Genomic DNA, 15,909 nt, shown 5'->3' with positions numbered 1-15,909 from the left:
ACGTACGTTCACTTTCTTAGATTGTATTACCTTTTAATATTAATTATAATTTCGCTCCTATTTCAAGAAAACCTTCCGGATTGCTTTATTGTCCGGATCCAAGATATAAATATTACCATTCTTGTCTACCGCCATATCGGCCAAAGCTCCAAAGCGTGACTCTACTAAAGATCCATCTATATATCCACGGTTGTTCGCCTTGAAAATAGTGGATACCTTTCGAGTTGCTACATCAATTTCTCGTAATGCATAATTAAAGTTATCCGTAGCGTACATGGTATTACCTCCAAAAAGGACAATACTACTAATCCCCTGAAAGCGTGCAGCACTTCCAATACCATCCGCATAGCCTGCCTCTGAAAAACCGATCCATGCATTCATCGTTATACCATCAGCTCCCCTACGCATCAAACCATTCCCACTGATGGCATTTTGATCTGGGTAGTAGAAATTTCCTAAAGCATCCACCACGGTGCGGGTTGTCACCCAACCTGTGCCATTAAGTTTACTATAATTTCCTGTTGGATTGACCTTATTGACTCCTGCAGCAAATCCATTGATATTGACATACAGATTTCCAGCATCGTCAATACTCATATGCCCGGGTGCAAATCCCGAAGTGTGGACCGAACGTTGACCAGCTGATGTAATCTTGATCACCTGATTGGTTCCCTGATCACTCACATACATGGTATTCTGCTTATCGATGACGATGCCATAAGGTTTGACAAAAACCGCATCGGCTCCATTGACCTGCAAAATTGAAACAGCTCCCGAAGGCGTTATTTTTTTCACCTGTTTATTATTTGTATCGGTTACATAGATATTGCCCTGCTGGTCGGTAGCAATGGCAGACATATATCCTGCAAAAGTATTACTGTTAGGTCCACCCGCCAAAGTCATCACACCTGCTCGTTTAAACAATTGCGGAGCGAGGGCTTCCTGCCCGCCAACAACCACTTTCACATTTCCAGTGCTTAATCCTAGAGGTGCTTCAAGTACTAAACTATTCTCCGTCGCTGTTTTTACCAGCGCTGATACGCCATTGAAATACACTTTATTTTCAGATGCTGTTGTGCTAAAACCTGTGCCTCTAATCGTCACACTGGTACCAGTCAATCCGTTGTCTGGTGTCATCGCAGTAATCCCCAGATTTTGATCTTTAAACTGTGGACCATTACTCACCTGATCGTTCACCACAACACGGATAACGCCTGACCCAGTACCTCCTGGAACGGTTAGTTTCAGTTCCGTTTCATTAGCTGAGGTCAACGGTATCAATATATTGTTGATATATACTTGGTTTTCATCCAACTCTTTACTAAATAAAGATCCACTAATCGTCATTTGTGCCCCCTTTGGACCACTTAGCGGTGTTACAGTTTGAATAACAGGTTTATCCACAACGGTAAAAGATGGACCTATTGTTTTTTGGTTATTGATATTAACCGATAAAGGACCTGTTGTTACTCCATCTGGAACCTTTACGACCAAACGCTCTGGGTAGATTCAACGACAAGAGCTTTCTTACCATTAAATTCAACAATATTATTGGTAGTCAGTTGCTCAAAACCTTCTCCTGAGATCACTACACGTGTATCTTTCCCTCCTGTCAAAGGTTTGATACCCTTTATTGCCTGATAAGTGAAGGTTTGCCCTTTTGCATTCATCCCATCCACCTTAACAATTACAGATCCAGAACCAGCCTCATTGGGCACTTCTGCTACGATCAGCGTATCACTAATGCTGACGACCAAAGCTTTTTTTTCATTAATAAAGACTTCCGCCGGATTACTGACACTTCCAAATCCAGTACCTCCAATGCGTATTTGAGAACCAGCAGGACCATTTGCAGGAAATACTTGCCGAACACTTAAATCTTGATAGGTATATGTACCTACATCCATGATCTGGTTATTATAGCTCAACACCAATTTACCTGTATTCCCACCTGTGGGCATACGAACCACTATAGCTGTTGCAGTCGCACTGATCACAGTGGCATCTTTACCATTTACTGTTGCTTTATACGCTTCAAGTGTTGTACAAATCCCTCTCCTGCGATGGTGACAAGCGTCCCCTCTTTTCCTGAATTTGGATAATACTGCGTTATTTTCACTGCTGTCTCAGGAAGTATACCTTCCTTCTTTTCACAACCTGCAAAACCTGCAAGTATCAAAATAAAAAGGATGATACCGAGGCTATATTTTGTCCATATTTTCATGACTTTCATTTTTTATTTAATCATATGGAATATCCATATACTATCTTTTTTCATTATTATCCTCCTCACCGTTCAGGTCATTACCGTCATTAGGAGTTAAAATCCCATAAACTGCAAGAACCTAAAATGTATACCGAACCCCTAATTGAATCTGTGCTCTTGAATTGAAATAATCAATACTATAGGTTTGTCCAGGTTCATTGAACGTAAATACGGGCCAGTTTCCATTATTTTGCTGTGGTGGAAACAAGGTCGGTGTCAAACCCACGCTACTTGTCGAATTGAATGTATTAGGAGAAAAATACTGTACTCCCCACTTTTTGTACAGCAGGTTTGTCACATTGACCACATCGGCAGAAATCGTAATAAACTGTCCTTTTTTAGTGCTCACAGGCAAATCATGCGCAATGCGGAGATCCGCTTGCACATTCCAAGGTGTACGTCCCCTATTACGTTCCGTAAAATCTCCTCTTCTGCTGCTGAGATAAGCATTGCCATCGATGTACTTGTTAAATGCTTCAGCTTGTTGTACCGCCGTGTTTCCACTAGGAATATCTTTAAAATAACGGATTGCTTCCTCCGGATTTGGTACATAGACTAAACTCACCTGTTGTGGTAATCCTTGAATACTGTTGTTTACTATGCCATAAGTAAAGGGAGAGCCCGATTGTGCACTGATAAACAAGGTGATGTTTGTTTTTCCAGCCGTTCGCCAATAATGATCGTAACTGATACTGGAAACGATGCGGTGGCGGATATCAAAATTACTATAGGCTAACTTTGGATTGTTTGGTATAAGCGATTGGTTCAGTTGCCAATTTGATTCCATAGAATTACGCACCCCGTTGCTCAAATCCTTTGATTCTCCGTACGTATAACTCGCTGTTCCATTAAAATTCTTCATTCGCTTGCTGATTGTCCCCGTGATGTTATAACGGTAGCCCTGATCGGTATTGCTCAATACATAAATATTCGAGAAACGATCATCAACCGCACCCTGATACACCGGTTGCTGTTGATGAATATCATAACCATAATAAAGTGGATTATCATGGACATTCAACTGTTGAAAGAGCACATCGCTGATATTTTTGGTATACAAACCTTCGACTGTAACTTCCAGTTGTTCGCTGTTTCATAGTCAATACCCAGACTACCACGCAGTACCTGAGGCATTGTAAAGCCATTATCAACCAGATCAACCTGCGTTTTACCACTCTTCGGATCATTTACTACAGCTCCATTTGCGGCAATAAAATCGGCCAATCCATTGCGGCTGGGTTTAATCGCATCACTTCCCGGAGCAAAAGGTTTCTGATCTGCACGCTGATCAAAAGCACCATAGCTGTCCCCTGTATTATAATAAGCATATGCCAACCATGCAAAGGGAATACGTCCTGTAAAAAGTCCTGCTCCACCGCGTAATACTAAACTTTGATCTTCCAGCACTTCCCAACGGAATCCCACACGGGGTGAAAGCTGTACGCGATTAAGAAAATCATTTGAAATCCGAGACAAAGGCGTATAATTATAAGTTGTACCAAAGTACGGATCGGACTGTATATGACGAACCTTATCACTAAGCACAGGCATATCGGGCAACTGCGTAAAATCGGCACGTAAACCCGGTGTAACACGAAAATGATCACTTACTCTGATCTCATCCTGTACATAAAGACTGTACATATTGATTCCAAAATCTGCGGCAGGATTACCTAGAATATAATCCCGCGTATTGTTCTTGTAGTTGTAACTACCACGTACGCGATAAGGATTATTATTTAAAAAATCGTCAATACTATTATAGTCTACACGTCCATTCCAAGCATTCACAAAACCATAGCGAATACGGTAAAGCTCGTTATGCGTACCAAAAAGGAGTTTATGCCGGCCAAGGTTCCAGTTCAGATTTGCCGTTAGTTCCCATGTCCGCTGTTGCATATCAAAAATACTGGCTTCACGGTCAGTTCCCAGGTAAATTGTCGTACCTGGAGTACGTCCCTGAATCTGAACCTGTGGAAGAGTAGGGTCGCTCAACGGATCCCGTCTATCGTTTACTACGGTAAACCCCAGTACTGCATTAGCAGAAAGATTATTGCTAAAGCGGCTTTTCAATTCAGCTACTGTACTGCTTTGATTATTCGTTTGCTTAAACGCCATACTCGAAAAGCGGAAATCCTGTTGATCCCGGTCCATGTGAGTGGCACTGCTAAAAATCGTGTTATTACGAATGGCTAATTGATGTCTATCATTGATATTCCAGTCGATACGGTTAAAAAACTTAGTGGATTTTGACCAGTTTGTGTACTTACCGGCTGTACCTGCATCAAATACATCTCCATAGCGGCTACCCACTGCTGTAGCAATCGATTTGACATCATCCTCACTCAGAATATGGGCTGTCTCGGTAGTACCTGCATACAGTTGTGTAGGATCTTGACGACGGGTGATCTCTTCATTACTAAAGAAGAAAAGTTTATCTTTTATAATTGGAAAACCAATTCTAAATCCGGACTGGTAGTCATAAAAATCATGATCCATTTTACCGAGACTTCCCACACGGTCTTTACCCGTTAAAGCAGCATTGCGTCCATATCCATAGACTGAGCCTTCGATTTTATTGGTACCGCTTCGAGTTACGGCATTGACCGAACCTCCCGTAAAATTTCCGATTTTAACATCGTAGGGTGCCAGATAGACCTGCATGTCCTGTATGGCATCCATGGAGATCGGGTTGGTACGCGTACTGCTTCCAGCCATTCCTGAAGTCCCCGTCTGTCCACCCAAAGAGGGTGAAAAACCGATCGCATCGTTATTGACGGCCCCATCTACAGTGACGTTATTATACCTGAAATTAGTTCCTCCGAAACTATTGTCTCGACTTCCTTGTGGTGTCAGGCGGGTCACATCTGTAATCGAACGACTCACCGTAGGCATATTGCGCACTTGCTCAGCACTGATATTGCGCCCTGCGCCATACGTATCCACACGTTGTCTCTGCGAACGTCCAGTTACAGCAACTTCGGCCAAAGCTTGACTACCTTCCCGCACTTGTAAATTGAGTTCCTGTGCCGCACCAAGACGGATTTGAATATCCGTACGTGTATCACTTTGCATACCGACCATACTCACGGTCACCGTATAGGGTCCACCAATACGCAGATTGTTTAAGGTATAGCGCCCATCTTTATCGGTAGCGAGCGAATAGCGTGTCCCCGATGGGGTATGTACAGCCAGAATTGAAGCGCCTGCAACAGCATGCCCATCGACATGTTGCACACGCCCTGTTAAAGCACCAGATGTTTCCTGTGCAAAACCAGAGGTGCTCATAAAAAAGACGAGACACCATAAGGCAACTTGTATGTGTATCCTCCAAAGCATATCTTTCCCTGAAAATAGACCTGATCTGGGCTTCCTATTGATATAAATATTCATTTTAATTTCTTTTAGCTAATCCTAGTTTGATTATTGGGTAATCCGTAAACCGCCATCGATCACATGTAATACCCCATTTCCACTTAACATATCTTGTTTCAGTAATTTAATCTCTGAAGTATTCCCTATTCCACGTAAGCTGATCCCTTGAAAAGAATTAGGAGCATTTGGATTTGATACCAGTGAGATGGTGATGCTATTACCGTCCATCATGCCCTGTTGCGCCTTATTTGAAGCACCCGTACTCAGAATATAGTCGTATACAAAACGTCTATCCTTCACAATATGGTAGAGCAAAAAACTTCGGAGTTTGACCGGATCTGCCAACAGAATCTGCTGTACCGTACTATACCCTAAAGCTTGCATCGCTGCATTATTAGGAGCAAATACGGTATATGGACCCGCATCACTTATGGTCTGTAGAACTCCCGAAGTCTTTAAGGCTTGTGCAAACAAGGTGATACTGGGGTCAGCAGCAATAGCATTTCCAATCAAATCGTGCACATAGGGCGTCAGCACCCGATCTAAGACCTGAATCAGTCCATTGGATGCGGCGATGTTTTGAGCCAGTACACGTGAGCCGTTGAGCGTCAATACCGTATCCCCTCCCTTTAACCAATGGGTCGCATACATTTTTCCTCCGCGCGTGCGTAATTCCTGATTAAACAAAAAAGGAAGTTTATTTAACTCATATTTACCATCCAACATATGATAATGAGCAATTCTGCTGATCACTTTCGTATTTCCCGCCAAAACTGATACCGCATCGCCATAACCTGCTGCTGAAAAAGCCGCATCGGAAGGTGCCAATAAGGTATAGGGCCCTTCTCCGTCCTGTAAAACTTTATCCATGCCGCTTTTACGTAAAACAGCACTAAAACTAGACAGATTAAAGTTGTCGGCTATGACCAAATTGACCCTATTATTGTCATGACTATTCAGTACCTCGTCCTTTTTACATGAGGTAACCATGAAAGTTGCAAAAAGCAATATCCCCAATTGCTTATAATATCTTAGCTGTAGTTTCATCTATCGTTTATTAATCATGAGCTTACCAGCTCGTTTTGTTATTCAGCGTTCACCTGAAATCGTATCGATATCTTGTTATTTTTCAGTTTCCATACGATTTAAGCGTCTACTTTAATTTAAATCCCTTAGGCAACAGCAGATTGTCAGCAACATGTATCGGTCCATTGAGGGTATTGATATCTGTTTCGATGATCTGTACAGGTGTACCGCCACTTTCTTTTATGGTCATGGATAGCTTTCCATTGGATGCTGTAAAAGCGAAAGGATTTTTATAGGCATACTGCACCTGCGCATTTCCACCGATATTGACGTAATAATCCTGTAAGAAGTCTGCAGTCAGATCATTACTAAAAAATACCGTACTATTGGGATAGGCTAACCCATAACTAGGATCCTGGATCGCAAAAAACGTCCCCAATCCCGATGATAGTTAACGATACTATCCAAAGGATAGCCACCAGTCGGTTGAAACGTTCCTTCATCAAAAAACACATGACCACGAGTCTCATTGAATTGAAGCATTTCTGCTACAGAATTAAATCCAGCATGCTTAAAGGCGGCATCTGTCGGAGCAAACCAAGTCGAAATGGTGATGTTGGGATCAGCATAATCGGGATTAGGTGTTGGTCCAATTAGCCATTTTTTTGTATAAGGCTCCCGCGCATCAGGAAAATTCTGCCAATATTCTTCAGGTGACATTTTATAGCCAAATAAAGGCTCCATTTGAGTCACCATCACTTCCACGAAAGCATCATCAGAAAGGCGTTGCAATTCGAGAAACATGGTAAAACGCCCATCCTGCTCCAAGGCTTCCAAAACAGTTTTTGTCGGTTTGGTAACGGTTTGCTCCAAAAAATAAAGTGCACCATTACGTGCCGGTTGATACTTCATTTTACCGGTTTTCTTTCCATTGATCAGCAATTGTTCATCGCGTATAGCCAGATAATGTTTGTAATAGTAGGATCATATCGTTGGCCAAGACCTGATCCCACTCCACCTTCATAAAAAGGAACTCGTAAACCCGGATTCATCAGCATACTTTTTACAGGTAAACTATTATCTCGAAGTTCATCATGGGATATCATACCCAAAACCGTATAAAATAACAGGAGGCTGTCTACATCTGCCCGTGGCATTTGTGCAATCTTTGCTTCGGTCAGTCCCGATGCGATCATCGCCGCATTGTTGGGAACCAACAAGGTATAGGTTGTATTCCCTCCTTTTTCCTTGATTTTCTGCTCCATGCTGCTCTTTTTCCAAGCCGTATAAAATAATGTCGCATCCGGATTTTTACCTAATATTTCGGTAACACTCTCGGTCGCATCAGGTTTATACGGGACCTGCTCGCCTTCCGCTGCAGGCATAAACTCTGTTTTTTACAGGCGGCAAATAACAGCGTCATGAGCAAGCCCATAAAGGCCAGCCTATATATTGTATTGATTTGTTGCATTTTCATCAGCATAATTTGTGATATTATTTAATAGCCTGTTCAGGTCTTACCAATCCTTGATTAAGATCATGTATCACACCATTACGACACAGATAGTCCATCTTTGCCCTGATTCCATACGATACTTGAGCAATTATGGGTGCTGTGACGGTACGGTCTGCACGTAATCTGAGGTAGTAACTTAATATAAAACTGGGGTACTCCTCTCCGGCAGCAAAACTCATCTCATGCAGATTGTTCTTTAACTGATAGGTATAGCCCCCAGTAGTCGCAATGATCCCCATGACTTTAGCATCGGATACAAAAAAGTGTTTGTCATAGATGAGGTAAGATCCAAACAGCACATCAGCACGATATTTTTCTGGGCTTAATGTCTGTAATGTTTCTTCGGTAATACCCACTTCTTCCAATGCTTCATTGGTCGGCGCAAAGATGGTGAAGGGCCCATTCGTTGCCAGTTGATCCCATAAACCAAATTTCTTCAACCCACTTACAAAAACACGGTAGGTAGGACGTGCTGCCAACCAAGCCTGAATAGAGGTATCAAATTGTGGTTTCATCATTTTATCCAAAACATACAAAACGCCATTGGCTAAAATCACATCTTTTCTAGACGCCTTTGCTCCACTGAAAAAAGCTCATTTGTAGGCGTACCACCATTTGGTCCCACCGAACCTAGCGAAGCATATAACTCCGAACCGGCTAGCGTGGCATAGCGCACATCTACCCCATTTGATGGGATATCCCGCAAGAGCATACGGCGAGGAAGAATATGGTATTGGATCACTTTTTTTAAACTGTCCAGATTCATCTTATCAAAATCTGAAGGTCTAAATATGCCTAATTCATTAAATGCGGCATCTGTAGGCACCAAAACGGTATAAGGTCCCTTTTCATTTAATGTTGATGCCAATCCCACTTTTTCCAGCGCAGCACTGAATAAGGTCATTTCATAATTATTTTTGATAAAATCCGATGCTGGACGTAAGTTCTCGTTGGGTACGACCACCGTTAAATCGGGATGTTCACAAGAGAAAAGGAAAAACGAAAGCATAAATAATACGTACTGCCTTACTGGATACCATCTCTTATCGATTATCTTATAGTTCATATTTAAAATCTCCTAGCTAACTGTTAATAAACTGGTGGTGCATATTTGCGTTGAATGGTGGTCAGGTAAATCCGGCCATTGACCACTTCTAATGTGTTGACTGTTGCAAAAGTTTGTGGATTATGGGTGCCGGAATGCACATTGACCAAGAGGTTCGGCAACTGCGTTCCATTATCAGATCCTTCTAATGATACTTTGCCATTCTTCAGGCAGTTCACGGATGCCCAATTGCCTCCGGTAGCGATATCACCGGAGAAAAAAGGATTATTGGTAATATCCATACCTGGGATAAAGAAATCAAACCGTTGCCAGATATCAGTCTGGATACCGTTACTTTTACTACTTGCCCACAGCGGAAAACTCACATAAGGACTGACCGCAGCGTTGGTATTATTACGGGTCAATCGCGTTAAAAATTTACCTTTATAACCAGGTACTGTCTGTGCTTGAACAAAAGGTTTTTCTTGACTTTCATACAGCGAAAGAAAGATATTCATCTCGTCTTTGATCCCATTTTTAAAACTCCGCAATAAGTAATCATCATCTTTCAACGTCAGATCGGCCTCTAAGAAGCCTGTTGCACTCATGTTGTAAAAATTGACATAGACCAAGGAATCAGAAAGTGGCAGTTTATGAAAATTCTCCTGACGCAAGAGCAATCCATGCGTTTTGGTCACAAAATCTTTTTGCAGCAGATGCAGGGTATACACCTCTTTACTTGCTAGATGGATCACCGTATCGATTAAAACATCCGTCTTCAGGTGACTTTCTAATTCCAAAAAAGGAATGCTGTTCTTTGGTCGATAGGCGAAAATAATGCGCAGGTCTCCCGACGGAACTTGAGCCCAGCTGCTTAAATCAAATCCGTTTAAGATAGGGCCTACCAGTACATTTTCTTTACCTGGATATTCTGGATTATCCACTGTGGTACTATTTCCGATATGTGAGGGATAAGGGGGTGCATAAGCTGCCCTTTTATCCAGAAAGTCACCTACAATCTCGGCTCCTGTTATTGCTCCTCCTACACCAAAGGTAGGATTGATCAACATACAGAAATAGGGCACTTTATCATCTTTACTGCCTAAGGTCTGAACATAATTGAGGTTGTTGAACACCCGTAGATAGGCAGGTTCGGCGATGGCTGTATATTCCACCTTATTACAACTTGTAAATAGGGAAACACAGAGCAGCATAGTGCTAAGTAAATCGTTAATCGTTGATTTTTCATATCAATATTTTTTTAAATCATGGTCAGACAAGAATACTTATGCCTTCCATTATCGGGTATGTTTAACTAAAATCATTCTTGCTTTATCGGTCGCAGTAGCATCTTTTGCACTCTTGCCAATAAGAGCAACCGTATATACGCCTGCTTCCTGTATGGGTTCGGGGCGTCCTGATTTCTCGTAAAGTTTTTTATTGGCGATAAAAGCTTCGTGTGTCAACACGCTGATATCGCTTGCCCAAATACCCGGAACGACATCAGGTGTAGAACGATAGACCATAAATTCAAAAGGATTATAGAGTGTTCGATATCCGATATATGGTCTTTCCATCTTCGGAATTCCAGGTTGTAGATTTTCTACCGCGTCCCGATTATCGAAAGACGTGGCAGGAGACTGTCCATTGCCCACGGTAAACGTCACATATGGATTTCCAATGGATAAGTTTAAAAAGCGTTTTGGGAAATAAAACTGATATTGTAAACGGGCAAAACTGGCATCATCCTGAGCTCCTGTATAGACCGAACCACTTAAGTCATTGGCTACTAATAGCAGTTGAGGTTTACCATCTTGTTGGGGATAAAGCCAAATGGTATAATTTTGTGCCGGTTGCATCGCCTGCTCCAAAGAAGCCAATACTTTGCCTGATGCATCCAATGCTTCTATCCTATGTGTTCCCTGAATCATATTGAGATAATTACTGGCCTGACCAAAAGCCAAAGCATCGGCTAGTGGTTTACCATCAACCCGAAAATTGACCGGTTGACCTGCTCGCGCATTAGCTGCTTGAATACGGGAATAGGTCCGGTTGGCAGGAGCTGCTACATCGGTCAATACCTGAAAAGCATTCTGATAATAGGAAGAGGTATTTCCGATTTCATCGACGTAGTAATTAAATTCTCCGGGAGCAACCAACAAGGTATACACGCCACCGGGTTGATAGGTCGTGACGGGAGCGTAATGCAAATTGCTATTGCTCGAATGATCGATAGCGATCGTGGATGTCGACGGATGAAGGACAGTGTATGCGTAAGTATCTGCTCCCAAAGCTGGAATCTGCCTTCCGTCTTGGAGCAATAACCTAACTGATAGGTACCATAAGGCAGTTCAATATAATCAGAAGCTACTGCATTTGTCTGTATATTATTGGTTTGTGTACTGACCAATGTACCATCGGCATACGCTAGAGATACGGCCCCCGTAATATCTTCCTGCATACCCAAAAGGCCCATGGTCTGATGTTTGATAGGACCACCCAGATTGACGACTCGGATTTTAAAATGATCCGGTTTTGAAGGAGCGGAAACCGCACGTGGCACCGCTACTATATCCGGTTGTCCATCCATAAATAACGTAGGCATCAAGAAATAATCCATCGGTTTACGGTAATCGTTGGCAGCCTGAAAAGTAATGTCCCGATCTAAAGCCCCCTGATAATGACGTATCCCCAACGTAAGCTTTACTTGATCCTGTTGGTTAAAGAGATCCTGTGGAATTACCCAGCTTTTACCCAATCGTCCGTCTACAGGAAAATAGGATGTACCCGGATAGCGATCAGTATCTGGAGCGTCTGGACGACGTACGATAAAATTGGTTAAACTATCTTTACCTGAAATAACCTGATTAAATCCAGCCATATTTATAATCCGCACATTTGATCGTTCACGGTTTTCCGTTACCGCCCGATTGTCAACACCCATATCCATTTTTTCTTTCTGACAGGCCGTGAACACGAATGTGAAAAATAAAATGGCCACATACATGAGGTGGTTATCCACTAGGCGAAACCAATAAGCTTGTTGCGTATGATCGCGTTTGTACTGTTTAAAGTCTAATTTTTGATATCGCATGACTACAATAAATTATATGTAAAGCCTACCATGATTTCCGCACCGCGTTTATAACTACGGTTGATGTACTCGTTGCCGTACCATTTTCCTCCCGTTTGCGGATTAGCATACACCGTTTTAATCGCTGGATTCATGATATTTTTGGCAAAGCCCTTAAATTGAATTCTTTTATTGATCCGTTGACTAAATACAAAGTCCAGATAAGGCACTGGCTGTGTATATAGATCTGGCTCACCCGTTAGATTGATCTGGACCAAGCGTTCGCCGACCATATTAAAGGTCATCGTTAGATCTGTTCCTGATTGATCATTATCATAATTTAACCAAGCGTTGATCGAATAGGGAGCTTGTTCAAACAGGGGGCTATTTTTTGGTGAATGTCGATCCAACGAGCGATTAGCTTCATAGCGCGCTGCTGATTTTTGGATCTCACTTTGAGCAAGCATGAGGTTGGAGCCTAAGAAGAAATTGCGTAAAGGATCGATCAACGTTCCCAAGTTTTTAACCACTTCAAACTCGACACCCCATACTTTACCTACATTCACATCATTCTGGAATTGTATGGTCGGAAATTCTGGGTAAGTAGCTGCCAATCCCTGAGTTTCCAGATTAAACACCTTGACCAACTGGTTTTCGATACGCTTACCAAAAGCCGAAACGGCTATAACCTCGCCTTTTGCCGGAAACCATTCCCATCTAAAATCTGCATTTTGAGTATATTGATTTTTCAGATTTGGATTTCCAACGACCAATCCCATTTGAAAAGCATCAAATTCAAATACATTGGTTATTTCCCGAAGCTCCGGCCTTGCCAAGGTCGTATTGACAGCGCCCCTGAAATTCATATTATCGTTTAGGGTAAAGGTTGCATTCAAAGAGTAAAAAGGCTTATAACCAGTTTTATAAACCGAATTTGGATCAATCGGGTTAAGCGGTATTGGAGCTTCTCCATTAGCGCCTGTTGTCAATGAAGGATCCAAAAACACGCCAGCTGTATCGACTGTAGAGCCAATATTGGTCATTTCAAATCGAACACCCCCTGCCATACGGAAACGATCGGTCAATTTTAGATCAAGCATACCGTATAGGGCATTGGTTTCAAAATAACCGGTATAATTGTTCGGCGATTTCTGACTGTTATATAAAAATCCGCCGATAGGCATCATTCCTTCACCCTGACCAGCTGCTGGTATTTTCACTCCAATGATTTCATTACTGACCAGACGATTCAGATTACCTTCAACGTCATAGAGCGGTAATGCTTTATTTCTGGTAAAATTCGATCCTGGTAAGAACAACTGGTTTTCTGTAAAATCCCGATCCCGAAACAAATAGTTTACCCCTGTTTTGAACTCTTGCTTCTGACCTAATAAGCGGAAAGGAATGCTGATATCAGCTTTGTAATTGTAATTCTGTTCTGTCAGATTTCGCCATCTCCGGCCATTCGGCTCCGCCTGCATAATACCATAGGTGCCAAATCCATTGACATAACCTGAAGTCAAGGCATACAGATGTTGAGTATACACCTCTTCTGTTTCACCATTATTTGCGCCGACGACCGGTCTGCTATAATAGCCTCCTCCACGCGGGATATAGTCTGCTAAACTCGCGAAACGAAAATCAGGATCATTCTGTTTGGATTTTGAACTGGCCACATTGTAACTTAGACGAGGAGAAAGATCACCTTTTAAAAATTTGTGTTCTCCTTGTAAATTGAAGGTATTCAAGTTTCTGAACGTCTGTTTAAGCGAATAGGTTGTACTTCTCACCTCTCCTGGCAAACCCGTGTATTCGTATCGACCATTTAGGTGAGTAGATTTTGTTTCACCGCCCCAGCTCCCGAGGTACTGCATACTGATTTCATGCTGTGGATTAATCGGTAGTCAGTCCCACCAGCGTTCCATAATTCAATGTTTCGGTTCCGGTATTTTCCTTATAAGTCTGATATTTGCCCATGTACAGACTATTAGGTGTAATATAATTTGGAATATTACGAACACTGTACACGTCCGGATTACCGGTTACGACTCCTTGATAGATACTATATTGTGTCAAGTCACCGCCACTGATATCGGTTGTTCTTCTATAATAATTACCTCCTAAAATGACCCCTAGCTTATGTCTCTTATTAAACAGGTCATAACTGTTTCCAAAGGTGGCGGAATACAACTGGTTCAATGGCGCTTTTTTATAGGTACTGGTCATCACAGGATCAAAGCCCTGCATAATGCCGTTAATCCGTCCGACCTCCTGATAAGCATCGTTGCTATAATTACTATTGGCAATCAAATTATGGATCGATGATAAACCTGCGGGATATTCTTTCGCTAGATGTAAGAAATCAGTCGACAGATTTTTCTTATTGATTTTTGTGCCTAAAAAGCCCATCTCACTATTCCAGAAACTATTGTACTTCCCTCCCATTCCAATATTTGAATTTAATCCGGTCTGTGCTATGACTTCGAAAGTCATCCGATCGGGGACAGACTTTGTTTTCAGTTCTACAATCCCCGAAGCCGCATCTGCCGGTTTATCAGGTGTCACCGTTTTATAAATGGTGATGTTATCCAATAAGGAAGCAGGTACCAAATCTAAAGGGATAGAACTACGGTCAGGATCCGATGATGCTAGACGTACTCCGTTTAGCTGTCCAATCACCGATCGGTCACCAAGACCGCGTACCGCAACATATTTATCGTCAGTAACGGTTACTCCGGTGACCCGTTGTAAAGCTTGAGTGGTTGTAATACTTCCCGTACGCTGTATCAATTCAGCTGAAATAGCATCCTGAACAATAGATGCTCGTTTACGCTCTTCCAAAACGGCAACTTCGGTATTTGCTTTACGTCGCGCCTGTACCCTCACTTCAACTTCATCTAATGCTGTTGAGGCAGAACGCAGTTGAATCAGGATATTACGTTCGGCGGCGTTAATCGATACTTCTCGGGATTGGTATCCCAATAAGGTGAATACAAACACCTGTGTGCTTTTGGGAACGATGATTGTAAAATTGCCCGAGGCATCGGTAGTCGCACCCAATGAAAGACCCTTGACCCGAATGGTGACCCCAGCAAGAGCCGCTTTATTATTCACATCTTGCACCCGTCCGGTCATCGTAAATTGCTGTTGTTCGGGTTTGGATTTGCTTCCAGCATTTTCTGGAGCATCGGTCACCACTACTAATTTATTTTTAATCACATATCGAAAAGGTAGGTCGGAAAAACAAGCCATTAATGCCTGTTCAATGGAAGCATCCTTCAGGTTAATATGGATCGGTTTGGTATTTTTAAATAATTCAGTATCATAAAAAAAGTCGTACTGACTTTGTTTTCTGAATTCCTGTAATATGGATGGTATGTTGCTATTTTGCTTATTCAGTGTAATGCGTTGTCCAAAAGTAGACGCACTGACCTGAACCAACAAGCAAGTCATTAACATCATGGTGATTTTCATAACACGCATGCATTGATAAAAATTCATATGTATTTATTGTCCTTTAACAAGACTATATAGCAGATTCATGACGGGTGTTTACCCAATGCAAATGAATATTTTATATATTTGTTGTCGTTAATATTAATTGATGA

At 42.1% G+C, this 15,909-nt stretch carries 16 protein-coding genes; all 16 read right to left on the bottom strand.

What is annotated here, in order from left to right; translation table 11 throughout:
- Nucleotides 1-57 precede the first annotated feature (57 nt).
- Complete coding sequence (locus L950_RS10540; protein ID WP_021191575.1) at nt 58-1,494, bottom strand: IPT/TIG domain-containing protein; 1,437 nt, start codon at nt 1,492-1,494, stop codon at nt 58-60.
- Entirely contained in the window at nt 1,485-1,997 is a 513-nt protein-coding gene (locus L950_RS10535; RefSeq protein WP_156169654.1) for an IPT/TIG domain-containing protein, read from the bottom strand. Before L950_RS10535 ends, L950_RS10540 begins: the two co-directional genes overlap by 10 nt.
- A gap of 17 nt (nt 1,998-2,014) precedes the next feature.
- A complete protein-coding gene (locus tag L950_RS10530; RefSeq protein ID WP_156169653.1) occupies nt 2,015-2,224 on the bottom strand; it encodes a hypothetical protein in 210 nt (69 codons plus the stop codon).
- Between the two features lie 121 nt (nt 2,225-2,345).
- Complete coding sequence (locus L950_RS32790) at nt 2,346-3,326, bottom strand: hypothetical protein (protein ID WP_231577080.1); 981 nt, start codon at nt 3,324-3,326, stop codon at nt 2,346-2,348.
- Entirely contained in the window at nt 3,284-5,659 is a 2,376-nt protein-coding gene (locus L950_RS10525; protein ID WP_231577079.1) for a TonB-dependent receptor domain-containing protein, read from the bottom strand. The genes L950_RS32790 and L950_RS10525 overlap by 43 nt, the downstream gene beginning before the upstream one ends.
- A gap of 30 nt (nt 5,660-5,689) precedes the next feature.
- Nucleotides 5,690-6,688, bottom strand: a complete 999-nt coding sequence (locus L950_RS10520) for a fasciclin domain-containing protein (RefSeq protein WP_084825423.1) — start codon at nt 6,686-6,688, stop codon at nt 5,690-5,692.
- 106 nt (nt 6,689-6,794) lie between these two features.
- Nucleotides 6,795-7,106 (bottom strand): hypothetical protein, encoded by a 312-nt coding sequence (locus L950_RS28575; RefSeq protein ID WP_156169652.1) that lies wholly within the window; start codon nt 7,104-7,106, stop codon nt 6,795-6,797.
- Nucleotides 7,064-7,579 carry a hypothetical protein gene (locus L950_RS10510; RefSeq protein ID WP_156169651.1) on the bottom strand — a complete coding sequence of 172 codons (516 nt, stop codon included), beginning with the start codon at nt 7,577-7,579 and terminating at the stop codon, nt 7,064-7,066. Before L950_RS10510 ends, L950_RS28575 begins: the two co-directional genes overlap by 43 nt.
- Before the next feature lie 23 nt (nt 7,580-7,602).
- Entirely contained in the window at nt 7,603-8,052 is a 450-nt protein-coding gene (locus L950_RS10505) for a fasciclin domain-containing protein (RefSeq protein WP_021191569.1), read from the bottom strand.
- Between the two features lie 109 nt (nt 8,053-8,161).
- Nucleotides 8,162-8,740: a fasciclin domain-containing protein gene (locus L950_RS10500; RefSeq protein ID WP_021191568.1), complete on the bottom strand. Its 579-nt coding sequence runs from the start codon at nt 8,738-8,740 to the stop codon at nt 8,162-8,164.
- A complete protein-coding gene (locus L950_RS10495) occupies nt 8,737-9,249 on the bottom strand; it encodes a fasciclin domain-containing protein (protein WP_021191567.1) in 513 nt (170 codons plus the stop codon). Before L950_RS10495 ends, L950_RS10500 begins: the two co-directional genes overlap by 4 nt.
- 23 nt (nt 9,250-9,272) lie before the next feature.
- Nucleotides 9,273-10,403 carry a hypothetical protein gene (locus L950_RS10490; protein ID WP_021191566.1) on the bottom strand — a complete coding sequence of 377 codons (1,131 nt, stop codon included), beginning with the start codon at nt 10,401-10,403 and terminating at the stop codon, nt 9,273-9,275.
- A gap of 123 nt (nt 10,404-10,526) precedes the next feature.
- Entirely contained in the window at nt 10,527-11,399 is an 873-nt protein-coding gene (locus L950_RS10485) for a DUF4397 domain-containing protein (RefSeq protein ID WP_197086378.1), read from the bottom strand.
- Nucleotides 11,303-12,322 (bottom strand): hypothetical protein, encoded by a 1,020-nt coding sequence (locus L950_RS29970; protein WP_021191564.1) that lies wholly within the window; start codon nt 12,320-12,322, stop codon nt 11,303-11,305. The genes L950_RS10485 and L950_RS29970 overlap by 97 nt, the downstream gene beginning before the upstream one ends.
- A 2-nt stretch (nt 12,323-12,324) precedes the next feature.
- Nucleotides 12,325-14,175 (bottom strand): TonB-dependent receptor domain-containing protein, encoded by a 1,851-nt coding sequence (locus tag L950_RS32785; protein ID WP_231577077.1) that lies wholly within the window; start codon nt 14,173-14,175, stop codon nt 12,325-12,327.
- Nucleotides 14,176-14,194: 19 nt separating this feature from the next.
- Nucleotides 14,195-15,802: a TonB-dependent receptor gene (locus L950_RS32780; protein ID WP_231577075.1), complete on the bottom strand. Its 1,608-nt coding sequence runs from the start codon at nt 15,800-15,802 to the stop codon at nt 14,195-14,197.
- Nucleotides 15,803-15,909 lie beyond the last annotated feature (107 nt).

The sequence above is a fragment of the Sphingobacterium sp. IITKGP-BTPF85 genome, from assembly GCF_001006065.1.
GTDB lineage: Bacteria > Bacteroidota > Bacteroidia > Sphingobacteriales > Sphingobacteriaceae > Sphingobacterium > Sphingobacterium anhuiense.
The sequence above is the reverse complement of the archived record's forward strand: the minus strand, read 5'-3'. Positions and strand labels throughout refer to the sequence as shown.

Coding starts and splice junctions, on each gene's coding strand:
- L950_RS32780 (WP_231577075.1), bottom strand. CDS start 15,802: ATGAATTTTTATCAATGCATGCGTGTTATGAAAATCACCATGATGTTA.
- L950_RS10520 (WP_084825423.1), bottom strand. CDS start 6,688: ATGAAACTACAGCTAAGATATTATAAGCAATTGGGGATATTGCTTTTT.
- L950_RS10530 (WP_156169653.1), bottom strand. CDS start 2,224: ATGAAAATATGGACAAAATATAGCCTCGGTATCATCCTTTTTATTTTG.
- L950_RS10505 (WP_021191569.1), bottom strand. CDS start 8,052: ATGCCTGCAGCGGAAGGCGAGCAGGTCCCGTATAAACCTGATGCGACC.
- L950_RS10525 (WP_231577079.1), bottom strand. CDS start 5,659: ATGAATATTTATATCAATAGGAAGCCCAGATCAGGTCTATTTTCAGGG.
- L950_RS32785 (WP_231577077.1), bottom strand. CDS start 14,175: ATGCAGTACCTCGGGAGCTGGGGCGGTGAAACAAAATCTACTCACCTA.
- L950_RS10510 (WP_156169651.1), bottom strand. CDS start 7,579: ATGAAGTATCAACCGGCACGTAATGGTGCACTTTATTTTTTGGAGCAA.
- L950_RS29970 (WP_021191564.1), bottom strand. CDS start 12,322: ATGCGATATCAAAAATTAGACTTTAAACAGTACAAACGCGATCATACG.
- L950_RS10495 (WP_021191567.1), bottom strand. CDS start 9,249: ATGAACTATAAGATAATCGATAAGAGATGGTATCCAGTAAGGCAGTAC.